Consider the following 11,917-nt stretch of genomic DNA (forward strand, 5'->3'; position numbering starts at 1 on the left):
CGGTCGTACCCGCACCCGAGGGGCGGCGACCGCAGGGGAGAGGGGCGTACATGGGCTGGACGGTCCTCTACATCGCGTTCGGATGCGTCGCGCTGTGGCTGCTCGGCGAGGTGCTGCTGCAGTACAAGGCCAGGCTGCGCTGGCGTCTGCTGGCCTTCGTGGGCTTCCTCGGCGTCGTGGTCGGCGTGCTGATCCCCTCGGTGTGGATCATCGGGATCGGCGCCATCGCGTTCGCCACGGGCCAGACGTACGTGACGCTGTCGTTCCGCCGGGGCTTCTCCACCGGCTGGGCGCTCGGCGGCCGGCCGGGCCTGAGCAAGCGCCGCAAGAGGCCGGCGCAGGCCGCCGCGGCCGCCACGCGGGAACCGACGCTCCAGGTGTCCGACCTGGAGTACGAGCAGGTCCCGCCGCCGCCCGCGCACGGCCCGGACATCCCCGCGGGCGGGATCTACGAACCGGAGCCGATGCCCGACGACACCGGGCAGTACGGCGTGTACGACGACGCTCCCTACGCCCCGCCGACCACCGGCGACCAGCCAGGCGCCCACCAGAGCGACGGCTACGCCTACGACGCGGCCGCCTACACCGGCTACGACCAGCAGAACTACACGTACGACGGGTACGACGAGACGGGCCGACAGCAGTACGCCGCGTACTCCGACCCGTACATCGGCACGCAGACCTACGGCGCGCGGCAGAGCTACGACACCTACGGCGACCAGCAGCAGTACGCCCCGTACGGCGGCGACACCTACAGCGGCGGGCTCGGCGGAACGTACAACGACACCCCGCCCGGCGGCGTCTGGGTGCCGCACCAGCGCACCACCGACGAGCCGCACGGCGGCGAGCTCCCGCCCGAACAGCCGTACCCGTACCAGGGGCACGACGGGTCGGGGTACGACGAGCAGCAGTACCGGTACTGACCCTTCGCGCGGCCCGCCCGTCTCACCACCCGTGTCACCGCCCGTGTCACCGGGAGCCGCGGAACTCCGGGCCCTCGACGATCAGCCCCGCGACCAGCGTGCCGGACATTCCCGCGTGCGGCAGTCCACCGCCCGGGTGCGCCCAGCCGCCGACCGCGAAGAGCCCCGGCAGGCCCGTGCTGTTGGACGGGTGCAGGAGGCTCCCCCCGGCCGCGGCGAGCGCCGGGGCAGGGACCGCGCCGCCGTCGGCACCGGTGGCCTCCGCGACGTCGGCCGGGGTGCGGACCTCGTGCCACAGGAGACGGCTCCTGAGGTCAGGGACCACGGCCTCGGCACGGGAGATCACCCGCTCCACGTCCGCCTCGGTGATCTCCAGGTGCGCGGGCACCGTCACCGTGAGCGTCACCGCCTCGTGCGCGCCGTCCGGAACCAGCTCCGGGTCGTCGGGACGGAGCACCGCGAGGGTGGGGGAGGCGGGGAGTCCGGGCCGGTCGCCGAAGAGGCGGTCGAGCTCGTCCCGGCGGTCCGCCGAGTGCAGCACCGTCCGGAGCGGGGTGCCCGCGCAGCGCGCGCCCGACAGCGCGAGGAACACCGTCAGCCGGCTGGGCATGCCGGAGCGCGCCGGAACGTCACCCTCCGCTCGCACGTCCGTGCCGGGCAGCATGCCGTCCAGGACCGTGGGCGCGACACCGGCGACCACGAAGTCCGCGTCCGCGACGGTGCCGTCCGCGAGCTCCACGCCCGCCGCCCGGCCGTCCTTCTCGACGATCCGCGTCACCGCCGCGCCGAACACGAACTCGACCCGCCGGGCCACGCACCGCTCGTACACCGCGCGGGCCAGGGCGCGCATGCCACCCCGCGCCGACCAGGTGCCGAACGTCTGCTCCAGATAGGGCAGGACGGCCGCGCTCGCCGGGGTCGTGCGGGGATCCAGACCGTGCACGAGCGCGAACTGTTCCAGGAGGGCGACCAGCCGCGGGTCGCCGCCCAGCTCCAGCTCGCCGACCTCGCCGAGCGTCACCGCGCGGCGCTCGCGCCGCAGCAGGCGCTTGAACGGCACCGAGGGGTACGGCTCGCGGCCGGCCAGCACCTCCCAGTTCGGCCACAGGGGCTCTTCCAGGAGGGGGCGACGGGTGCGGTCCCAGGCCTCCCTCGCGCGGTTCATGAACGCCGACCAGCGCGCGCCCGCACCGTCCCCGAGGGCCGTGTCCAGGGCCTCGCCCACGCCCGCCCGCGAGGCGTTCGGCAGGTCGGCCGCGGTGCCGTCCGCGAAGACGTGGCGCACGGCGGGCTCCACCTGGGACAGCTCGACGCACTTCTCCAGGGGCTCCTTGCCCGTCTTGACGAACAGGTCGCGGTAGACCGCGGGGAGCAGGAGGAGACCCGGCCCGGTGTCGAAGGCGAAACCGTCCCGCTCGACGCGCCCGAGCGCGCCGCCGTACGTTTCCCCGCGTTCGTACACCACCACCCGGTGGCCCGCGACGGCCAGCCGCGCGGCCGCCGTCATCGCGCCGAGACCTGCGCCGATCACCACAATCCGTGCCATGCCAGGGACTTTATCGGCCGCCACCGACAGTCAGGGCGGCGGTGGTCCTGTCCGCCCCGCGAGCCGCTTCTCCTCGCGCCGCTGCGCCCTGCGCCGCAGGAACCGCCGGATCCGCGAGACGAGGAAGAACAGCAGGAACAGGCCGAGGAGCAGAAGCACGGCCGCGATGATCGCGGCGGCCTCCGGGTAGAACATCGCGAAGCTGATGAGGCCGCCGACGCCGAGGTCCTCGGCCGTGCTCATCACGACGTTGCTGAACGGTTCGGGCGAGGTGTTGATCGCCATCCGCGTGCCGGCCTTCACCGCATGGCTGGCCAGCGCCGTCGAGCCGCCCACGGCGCCCGCGGCCAGATCCGGCAGAGACCCGCTCTGGCCCGCGAGGAGCGCGCCCACCACGGCGCCGGACACCGGCCGGATCACGGTGTGCACGGTGTCCCAGACGGAGTCGACGTACGGGATCTTGTCGGCGACGGCCTCGCACACGAAGAGCACACCCGTCGCGATCAGCACATCGGGCCGCTGGAGCGCCTCGGGAACCTCGTCACTGACACCCGTCGCGCCGAAGATGCCGAGCAACAGGACAACGGCGTACGCGTTGATCCCGCTCGCCCAGCCGCTGGTGAACACCAGGGGGAGTACGGACACGGACGTGATCGTAACCAGTCGGGGACGAAGCGGCCCGGGGATGAGCGCGTGCGTCTGAGTATCCGTACCTAGTGGGTGAGATGAGTACGCGCGCGGATGGGGCCCCACCTGCAAAGACGGAAGAGTGTGGGGCACGGAGAAGGGCGCAGCGCCGGTACCGCCGACACGGGGCGGCGGAACGGTGCCGCGCCCTTGGCCGCTCCTCCCGCCGGCACGGCGGGAGCGAGGTACGGGGGTGACTCGGGGGGACGACCTAACGGGGGTCGTACGGGGGTTACGGGGGGACACGAAGAAAGCGCCGGTCCGGTGCCGCCCGGTGTACGGGGGCACCGGACCGGCGCCGTTGTGCGGAGTTTTCGTGTCCCTACGCGCGCGTGCCGCTGACCCTGCCCTGAAGCAGCCGCGACAGCGCGGCGTGCACGTCGTCCAGCGAGCGCTCCGGCTGGAACGCCTGCCAGTCCAGCGCGGCCACCAGCACCATGCCGACGAGCGCGGCGGCCGTCAGCGGGATGTCGATCTCCTCGCTGAGCTCGCCGTTGTCCACACCCGCCCGCAGCACGTCCTCGACCACCGCCACGGCCTGCTGCCTGACCACGAGCAGCGTGGACTGCCAGGCCCGGTTGGTCCGCCACAGCTCGGCGACGTACAGCTGGGTGAAGGCCGGGTAGCGGTTGATGAAGACCAGGCCCGCGCGGATCATCGCGTCGAGGGCGTCGACCTTGCTGCCGCCCCCGGTGTCCGCCGCGTCGGCCGCCTCCTTCAGGGAGGCGGTGAGCAGGCCGACGCCGTGCCGCAGCAGCTCTTCGAAGAGGACCGATTTGCTCGCGAAGTTGTAGTAGACGGTGCCCTTCGCGACCCCGGCCCGTTCGGCGATCTCGTCCACCGTCGTGGCCGAGAAGCCCTGCTCCGCGATGAGGGTGACGGCCGCCTCGTAGAGCTTCTGCCTGGTGGCCTCGCGGCGGGTGCTGCCTGCACTGCTGTCCATGGGCCTGATTCTCACACTCACAGGGTCAGCTCCGGGTGCAGCCGGTCCAGGGTCCACACCTGCTTGCGGCGTGCGGAGAGCGCGGTGAGTGCGAGGGCGCCCGCGGTGAAGGCCGTCAGGACCGCGCAGCCCTGCCAGACAGGGCCGAGTCCGCCGCCTGTGATGAGTCTCCGGAGAGCCTCGACGACGTAGCTCATCGGCAGGAAGGGGTGGATCGCGCTGAAGAAGCCGGGGCTGGTCTGTACGGGGTACGTGCCGCCCGCCGACGTCAGCTGCAGCATCAGCGCGGCGAGGACGAGTATCCGCCCCGCCGCCCCGAAGCGCGCGTTGAGCCACTGCACGATCGCCGCGAAGCACGCCGTCACCAGGCAGAGGAAGCCCACGGTCCCGGCCGCCCTGGCCATCTGGAGGCCGATCCCCCAGTGCAGGACCGAGAGCAGGGCCGCGGTCTGGAGCACGCCCAGGGCGGCCACCGGGAGCCAGCCCGCGACCGCGATGCGCCACGCGGGGGCACCCGCGGCGAGCGCGCGCCGGTTGAGCGGCTGGATCAGCATGTACGCCACCATCGCGCCGACCCACAGGGAGAGCGGGATGAAGTACGGCGCGAAGCCCGTGCCGTAGTTGGGCGCCTTGTGCATCGACTGGGAGGCGAGCTGCACGGGGTCGGACATGACTCCGGTGCGCTCGTCGCGGTCCTTCTTGTCGTAGTCGGGGATCTTCTTGACGCCGTCGTGCAGCCCGTCGGACAGCTTCGCGGAACCGTCGGCCAGCTTGAACAGGCCGCCCTTGAGGTCGCCCGCGCCGGTCTCCAGCTTGCCGATGCCCGTGTCGAGGTCGTCGGCGCCGGTCCTGGCGGCCCCGAGGCCCGTGTGGATCTTCTTGGCGCCCTTGGCCACCTGACCCGCGCCCTTGTTCAGGTCGTTGATCCGGGTGACCGCGGTGTTCAGCTCCTCGTCGAGGTGCGGGGCGCGGTCGGCGAGCGCCTGGGACTTCTTCTGGAGCGTGGCCAGGTGCTTGTCGAGCTTCTTGACGTCGCTGTTCTGGTCCTTGATCAGGGTGTTCATGTCGTCCGCGATGGCCGACACGTTCTCCGTGGCCTTCTTGGCCTTCTTGATCTCCGGGCAGCCGGGGTCGGGGACGGGGGCCTTCACGCACTGCTTCGTGTAGAGGTCGTCCATGATCCGGGAGGCGTCCTCGGCGCCCTCGGCCGCGCCGGGCGCCAGCTTCACCCAGGTGTCCAGGTTGTGGCGCATCGCCTTGGAGGAGTCGGCGACGAGCTGAGCCGTGTGGCCGATGGACTTGCCGTTGTCCTTAAGGAAGGGCCGCACCTTGTCCGCCGTACCGTTGACCTTGTCGGCCAGTCGCTGCGTGCCGTCCGCGACCTTCTTCGCACCGGTTTCGAGCTTGCCCGCGCCCGTGTGGAGCTTCTTGACGCCCCCAGCGAGGTCGCCGCTGCCCTTCTTGGCGTCCCCGAGACCGTTCGCGAGGTCCTTGGAGCCCTTCTTCGCCTTCCCGATGCCGGTGTCCAGCTTGTCGGCGCCCTCGGCGGCCTGCTGCGTCTTCCCGTGGATGTCGGAGAACGAGATGAAGATCTTGTCGAGGAAGGAGCGTGACGCCTTCGTGGACGCGGCGGACCGCACCTCGGAGAAGACGGTCCGTGAGATCTGCCCGACGATGTAGTTGTTGGCGTCGTTCGTACGCACCCGCAGGGCGCCTGTCTCCGGAGAGTCCCCCGAACTCGACGCGATGCGCTTGCTGAAGTCCGTGGGCATGGTCAGCGACAGGTAGTAGGTCCCGTCCTCGACGCCCTCGCGCGCCTCGGCGTCACTCACCTCATGCCATTCGAAGGTCTTGCTGTCGCGCAACCCCTTCACGATGTTGTCGCCCGCCGCGAGCTTCTTGCCCTGCGCGGTCGCCCCCTTGTCCTCGTTGACGAGCGCCACGGGGATGCGGTCGAGATGGCCGTACGGGTCCCAGAACGACCACAAGTACAGGGCGCCGTACAACAGGGGGAGGAGCAGGAGCGCCACGAGCGCGGCGCGCGGCAGCTTCCCCCTGCCGAAGCGCCTGAGCTCAAGCGCGGCCAGCTTCGGCGAGCGCATCCGCCGTCTCCTTGTCGTCGTCGTTGAGGAGGGTGGCGTCGGTGGGGCGGGTGGTGTGGGTGCGGACCACGACCGCGCCCTCCGGAGCCTCGCTGCACACCGCCACGACGGTCGTCCCGCGCTCCGTGAGGGACTTCAACATCCCCCAGGCCTCGGCCCGTTCGGCGTCAGAAAGCTTCAGGTCGGTGTCGTCGACGCCGAGCACCCGCGGCCGGCCGATCAGGGCCAGGGCCACGGAGAGCCGCAGGACCTCGAGCCGCTCCAGATCGCGTACGGAGGTCCGCCGCCCCTTCGGTAGCGTCTCCGTGTCGAGCCCGGCGGCGGCAAGCGCGGTGTCGACGCGCATCCGCATCTCGTTCCTCCGCTCGTCGCGCGGCCGCAGCAGAGAGCGCAGCGACCCGCCGAACCGCCGCTCCAGGAGCGCCCGTTCGTGCAGGTGCTCGGCGACGGTCAGGGCCGGGTCGAGGTCGGTGACGCCCGGCACGGGGCCGAGCCCGCTGATCCGGCGCACCGGGGCCAGCTGCTTGGGCAGCAGGAAGCGGCCCACCGACGCGTGGCCCTCGGTGGCACGCATACGTCCCGTGAGCGCGAGCAGAAGACAGGTGCGGCCCGTACCCGACGGGCCCTCCAGCGCAATCAGTGAGCCGGGCCCGGCCTCGAACCGGATGCCGCGGAACGCCCAGCCGCGCGGCCCCTTGAGCCCGAAGTCCTCGGCGGTGACGGCGACTCCGCGCACGTCGTCGGTCGGACCGTCCACAGTCCCCCCTGCCCCTCCATCGAAAACGGCTTTTGAACTGACTGGTCAGTTCAAAAATAAGCCCGAACCCTCGATCGAGGCAAAGCCCCAGGTCAGAGCCGATTGTCAGTGGCGTACCCCACGATGGGCACATACGGCCACTGCGCCGTCACACGACGACAGGAGGTTCGTCATGGCCAGCACTTCCGCAGCAGCCGCCCGCCGGCACAGCGCCGTCGGTCCTGCTCCCTCACTGACCGGCCCGGCGAGCGATGTCCACCCCGTCCTGCGCCGCGCGACCGCCCCGCCCGCCGCTCTCGAACTGCTCGCCCAGGCCCGCGCCGGAATCGACGAGGCCACCCACCTGGACGCCCCGCACGAGCGCTACGCCACCGCCCACCTCGCCGCCCTGCGCACCGCCGCCGCCGTCCTCGCCGCCCGCGGCCGCCCCGAGACGACACCGCGCCGCAGGCAGCGCATCCGCAGCGCCTGGGAAGTCCTCCCCGAGATAGCTCCCGAACTGACCGAGTGGAGCGCCCTGTTCGCCTCCGGCGCCGCCCGCAGGGCCCGCGCCGAGGCGGGCATAGCGGCCGCCGCCACCGCCCGCGACGCCGACGACCTGCTCCGCGACGTGGCGATGTTCCTGCGCATCGTCGAGCGGATGCTGGTGCTCCAGCCCGTGCTGCCCCAGCCGAGGCAGGAGTCGCAGGACGCGGGCCGGGAGCCGCCGGACGCGGGCTGACCGGCGCATCCGTGCCCCGGGAGCCATGGCCGGGGCACGGACCCGCAGGCAATAAGGTGGAGGCGTTCGCATCCCAAGCGCCGAGGAGTCACCTGCCGTGTCGGACCCGATGCGCCCGCCCGTCTCCCACCACCACCCGCAACCGGCGTCGCTGCGCTCCGACCCCTCTCGCCCGCGCGCTTCACTTCGTACAGCAGTGGTCTGGGACGTCCTGAAGGACGCCCTCGACCGCCGCGCCGAGGTCACCGGCCGGGAGTCGCGCACCGAACTGGATGTGCTCGACACCGGAGGCGGCAGCGGCAACTTCGCGGTGCCGGTCGCCCGTCTCGGCCACCGCGTCACCGTCGTCGACCCCAGTCCGAACGCCCTGTTCGCGCTGGAGCGCCGGGCCGCCGAGGCCGGCGTCGCCGACCGGGTGCGCGGCGTCCAGGGCGACGTGCTCGGCCTCTTCGACGTCGTCGAGCGCGGCGGCTTCGACGCGGTCCTGTGCCACGGCGTCCTGGAGTACGTGGACGACCCCGCAGAGGGCGTGCGTCTCGCCGTGGACGCGCTGCGCCCCTCCGGCATCCTCAGCCTGCTCGGCGCGGGCCTCGGCGGCGCCGTGCTCGCGCGGGCCCTCGCCGGGCACTTCAAGGAGGCGCAGGCCGCGCTCACCGACCCGGCGGGCCGCTGGGGCACGGGCGACCCCGTGCCGCGGCGCTTCACCGCCGAACAGCTCACCGGTCTTGTCGAGGCCGCGGGCGTGCGCGTCGACGCGGTGCACGGCGTCCGGGTCTTCGCCGACCTGGTCCCCGGAGTCCTCGTGGACACCGAGCCGGGCGCCCTGGAGGCCCTCCTCAAGCTGGAGGCCGCCGCCGCGGAACTGCCCGCTTTCCACTCCGTCGCCACCCAGCTGCACGTGCTCGGTGAGGCGCGGGACGCGTCCGGGAACTGAGGTGCTCCTGTGGCCGACCGGCTGATCAGGGCCGCAGCCGCACATGGAGTACGCCACAGGCCCCCCGAACGGGCTACGGGCGCCGTATGATCGAGGGACACCGTTCTGCATGACGGTTCGGCCGCTGGGGAATGCACGCTTCAGCGAGCCGGAGCGGCGTGAAGGTCCGGTTTGGCGAAGTTGGCGCAGAGGGGCGGGTTTCACGGGGGCGATTCCCTGCCTATCCTGAAGGGGACCCCCGGTCGCCCCGGCGACTGCACGATGAGGAGGACTCCGTGCCGCTCTCGGAGCACGAGCAGCGCATGCTCGAGCAGATGGAGCGAGCGCTGTACGCCGAAGATCCCAAGTTCGCGACAGCGCTTGAGGGAAGCGGGCTGCGCACGTACACCCGGAAGCGGGTCTACCAAGCGGTCGTGGGCTTCCTGGTGGGTATCGCCCTTCTCATGGCCGGAATGGTCGCCCAGCAGATCTGGATCAGCGTGGTGGGGTTCCTCGTCATGCTGGGCTGCGCGGTGCTCGCCGTCACCGGTTGGCGCAAAGCGCCGAAGCCGGGCGAACAACCTTCGGGCACAGCCGCCGCGCCGGGTGGGGCCGCGGCCCCACGGCAGGCGAGGCAGCGCCGCTCGGTCATGGACCGCATCGAGCAGCGGTGGCAGCGCCGCCGCGACGAACAGCAGGGCGGCGGCCAGTAGCCGGTCACCGAACAGACCCGGTCGCCGAACAGACGTAGTCATGTGTGAGGGGTGACCGCCCGGATGGGGCGGTCACCCCTCACACATGTGTACGCGGCCCCCGCCTCAAGCCTCCCGGGGTCTCACGCCCCCCGGCCCGAGGCCCGAGGCCCGAGGCCTCAGCCCTCCTGACCGGCCCGGCGGGGCAGCTTCCGCGCGACACTCGCCCACCGCTTCGCGCCCCGCTCCCGCCAGCGCGCGCCGAACGCCGCCCACCGGTCCGAGAGCGCCCAGACCACCCGCGCGGTCGAACGCGGCGCGAGCGTGACCCGCAGCCGGGTGGTCCGGCCCACCGAGGCGTTCAGTCCGTCCCGCACCCGCCGCACATCCTCGGCCAGTCCGGTCGCGAGCTGGGGGCGCGGGGCATAGAGCACCTGCTCCACCGCGGCCGCCACCCGGTGGACGGCCTCCGCCGGCCCCGCCGTCAGCTGTCCGACGCGGACGATCCGCGCCGCCGCCTTCCGGGGGGTCTGTGACTCGTCCGGCGCAATGCCGTGGTCCCAGGCCGTATCGGTCACTTCGAGCCAGGCTGCCAGCGTCCGCGTCGCCGCGTCGGCGGGGCCGCCGGTCGCCAGCCGAGCCGCCCGCGTACGGGTCCGCCACAGCAAGGGCAGCAGCGGCGCCCCGAGGACGAGCAGCGCCGCGAGGCCGATGCCCACGATCATCGCGATGGGCGGTCCTTCACCGCCAGAACCGGCCGCGACCTGCGGAGCGGCGCTCGCGCAGCCGCCCTGCTTCTGCTGGTCGGGCGGGCAGGCGTCCGACGCGGAGGGCGCCGTGGACGGCTCGGAGGACTCGGCGGGCTCCGGCGTGTCCGGGTCGCTCGCGCCGTCCGACGGGACGTCCGAGCGGGTGTACTCGGGCACCGTGCCGCGGCTCGGCGTCGGCTCGAAACGGGTCCAGCCCACGCCCTCGAAGTACAGCTCGGGCCAGGCGTGCGCGTCCCGCAGCCCGACCGACATCGAGCCGTCGCCCTGCGCGGTGCCCGGCGTGAAGCCCACCGCGACCCGGGCGGGGATGCCCAGCGTCCGCGCCATGGAGGCCATCGCGAAGGAGAAGTGGACGCAGAAGCCCTCCTTCTGCTTCAGGAACCGCTCGATCGCGGAGGGGCCGTTGCCCGCCCGCACCTGGGTGTTGTACGTGAACCCGCCGTCCGAGGCGAAGTAGTCCTGGAGCTTGACCGCCTGCTCGTACTGGTTCGCGGCGCCCTTGGTGACCTGCCGGGCCCGCTCCCCGACCAGCGGCGGGAGCGATTCCGGCACATCGGTGAACTCGCGCCTCAGGCTGTCGGGAGGCGCCGGCGCGGCCGCCAGCTGCTCGGCCGTGGGGTCGACGATCAGGCTCTTGACCTGGTACTGCACACCCCGGGTCGTCTGTCCCCGGTCGCCGACGAGAGCGCGGCCCACCGGCTCGAACCGCCAGCGGCCGCCGGCCTCCACCTGGCTGGCGGGGAAGGGCATGGGCAGCCAGTTCTGCGCGTAGCTGTCGGCGGCCGAGAGGTTCGTCTGGATCTCGGTCCTGCGGACGTCGGGGCGCAGGCCCCGGGGGTTCGGCAGCGGCGACGGCACGTCCTGGATGCGCCGGACGGTGGTCTTCCACGTCGTGCCGTCGAACTGGTCGAGCGAGACGATCCGCAGATACAGGTCGTCGGTCGTCTCGGCGTTCGTACGGTACGAGAGGACCTCGCGGTCCTCCGGCTGGTTCAGGCTGTCCTGGAGCGCGAGCAGCGGGTTCACGGCCGAGATCGTCCCGCCGCCGCCCGAGCCGCCGCCCCCCGGACCGCCGGAGCCGTCCAGGAGGCCACCGTCCAGGGCGGGCAGCGCGAGCGGCACCACCAGGGCGATGCCCAGCGCGACGGCGCCGATGCGCCGCCCCGTGCGGACCGGGGCGACCGCCCCGCTCTCGCTCTCCAGACCTCCGGAGACCCGGCCCGGCGCGCGCGCCGCGCCGCCGAACACCCGCCCCCACTGCGAGAGCCGGTCCCGGCCCTCCGCCAGGAGCAGCAGCAGATAGCCGGCGGCGGCCAGCAGGAACCACAGCCATCCGGCGCCGCCGTCCGAGAGCCCCGCCGCGACCGAGTAGAGGGCGAGCAGCGGAAGCCCGGCGGGAGCCGCGGTACGGAACGTCACCGCCAGCGCGTCCACCGCGAGGCCGATCACCAGGACGCCGCCGACCAGCATCAACCGGATGCCGTCGCTGAGCGGCGCCGGGATCATGTACTTGCTGACGTCGTTGCCGCCCGCCTCCAGGAGCAGCCCGAACCGCTGGAACACCTCGGGCCCCGGCACGATCCCCGCGACGGCCTGTTCGCGGGCGAAGGCCAGCGTCAGCAGGAACAGCGAGAACAGTGCCTGCACCGCGACGGTGAGCGGCCTGGCCAGCGGCACCCGCCGGGCCAGCGCACCCACCCCGCTCTGCAGCACGAGCAGGACCACCGCCTGGAGGAACCACGTGGCGGGATCGACCAGCGGCAGCAGCGAGCCCGACGCCATCAGCGTGGCCGCGGTGGCGCACACCGCGAGCCGCGCGCGTCCGCTCATGTCCGTCCCCCCGCTGTCGTACGTCCCCGGCCG

Annotated in this window: 10 protein-coding genes; 4 read left to right on the plus strand and 6 right to left on the minus strand. The window is 72.7% G+C overall.

Annotated features, from left to right (window positions below; genetic code table 11):
* Positions 1 to 50 precede the first annotated feature (50 nt).
* The gene (locus AB0N81_RS07325; RefSeq protein ID WP_365356478.1) at positions 51 to 923 is read left to right on the plus strand and encodes a hypothetical protein; all 873 of its coding nucleotides are present in this window, start codon (positions 51 to 53) and stop codon (positions 921 to 923) included.
* 46 nt (positions 924 to 969) lie between these two features.
* On the opposite strand, the gene AB0N81_RS07330 is transcribed toward AB0N81_RS07325, so the two are convergent.
* From AB0N81_RS07330 to AB0N81_RS07350, 5 genes are all read right to left on the minus strand, one after another.
* A complete protein-coding gene (locus tag AB0N81_RS07330; RefSeq protein WP_365356480.1) occupies positions 970 to 2,469 on the minus strand; it encodes an NAD(P)/FAD-dependent oxidoreductase in 1,500 nt (499 codons plus the stop codon).
* Positions 2,470 to 2,499: 30 nt separating this feature from the next.
* Positions 2,500 to 3,114: a DUF4126 domain-containing protein gene (locus AB0N81_RS07335; RefSeq protein ID WP_365356482.1), complete on the minus strand. Its 615-nt coding sequence runs from the start codon at positions 3,112 to 3,114 to the stop codon at positions 2,500 to 2,502.
* 364 nt (positions 3,115 to 3,478) lie between these two features.
* On the minus strand, positions 3,479 to 4,099 hold the full coding sequence (locus tag AB0N81_RS07340; RefSeq protein ID WP_365356483.1) for a TetR/AcrR family transcriptional regulator: 621 nt from the start codon (positions 4,097 to 4,099) through the stop codon (positions 3,479 to 3,481).
* 17 nt (positions 4,100 to 4,116) lie between these two features.
* Entirely contained in the window at positions 4,117 to 6,201 is a 2,085-nt protein-coding gene (locus AB0N81_RS07345; protein WP_365356484.1) for a YhgE/Pip domain-containing protein, read from the minus strand.
* The gene (locus tag AB0N81_RS07350; protein WP_365356485.1) at positions 6,173 to 6,958 is read right to left on the minus strand and encodes an ATP-binding cassette domain-containing protein; all 786 of its coding nucleotides are present in this window, start codon (positions 6,956 to 6,958) and stop codon (positions 6,173 to 6,175) included. Before AB0N81_RS07350 ends, AB0N81_RS07345 begins: the two co-directional genes overlap by 29 nt.
* 172 nt (positions 6,959 to 7,130) lie before the next feature.
* Between AB0N81_RS07350 and AB0N81_RS07355 the strand changes: the two genes are divergently transcribed.
* The 3 genes from AB0N81_RS07355 (at position 7,131) to AB0N81_RS07365 (ending at position 9,305) form a co-directional block, all read left to right on the plus strand.
* On the plus strand, positions 7,131 to 7,679 hold the full coding sequence (locus AB0N81_RS07355) for an SAV_6107 family HEPN domain-containing protein (RefSeq protein WP_365356487.1): 549 nt from the start codon (positions 7,131 to 7,133) through the stop codon (positions 7,677 to 7,679).
* 97 nt (positions 7,680 to 7,776) lie between these two features.
* Positions 7,777 to 8,613 (plus strand): methyltransferase, encoded by an 837-nt coding sequence (locus AB0N81_RS07360; RefSeq protein WP_365356488.1) that lies wholly within the window; start codon positions 7,777 to 7,779, stop codon positions 8,611 to 8,613.
* 275 nt (positions 8,614 to 8,888) lie between these two features.
* Positions 8,889 to 9,305: a DUF3040 domain-containing protein gene (locus AB0N81_RS07365; protein WP_365356490.1), complete on the plus strand. Its 417-nt coding sequence runs from the start codon at positions 8,889 to 8,891 to the stop codon at positions 9,303 to 9,305.
* A 158-nt stretch (positions 9,306 to 9,463) separates the two neighbouring features.
* Here AB0N81_RS07365 and AB0N81_RS07370 read toward each other — a convergent pair whose 3' ends face one another.
* Positions 9,464 to 11,884, minus strand: a complete 2,421-nt coding sequence (locus tag AB0N81_RS07370; protein WP_365356491.1) for a DUF3488 and transglutaminase-like domain-containing protein — start codon at positions 11,882 to 11,884, stop codon at positions 9,464 to 9,466.
* Positions 11,885 to 11,917 lie beyond the last annotated feature (33 nt).

It is taken from the genome of Streptomyces sp. NPDC093510 (assembly GCF_040683555.1).
Taxonomy (GTDB): domain Bacteria; phylum Actinomycetota; class Actinomycetes; order Streptomycetales; family Streptomycetaceae; genus Streptomyces.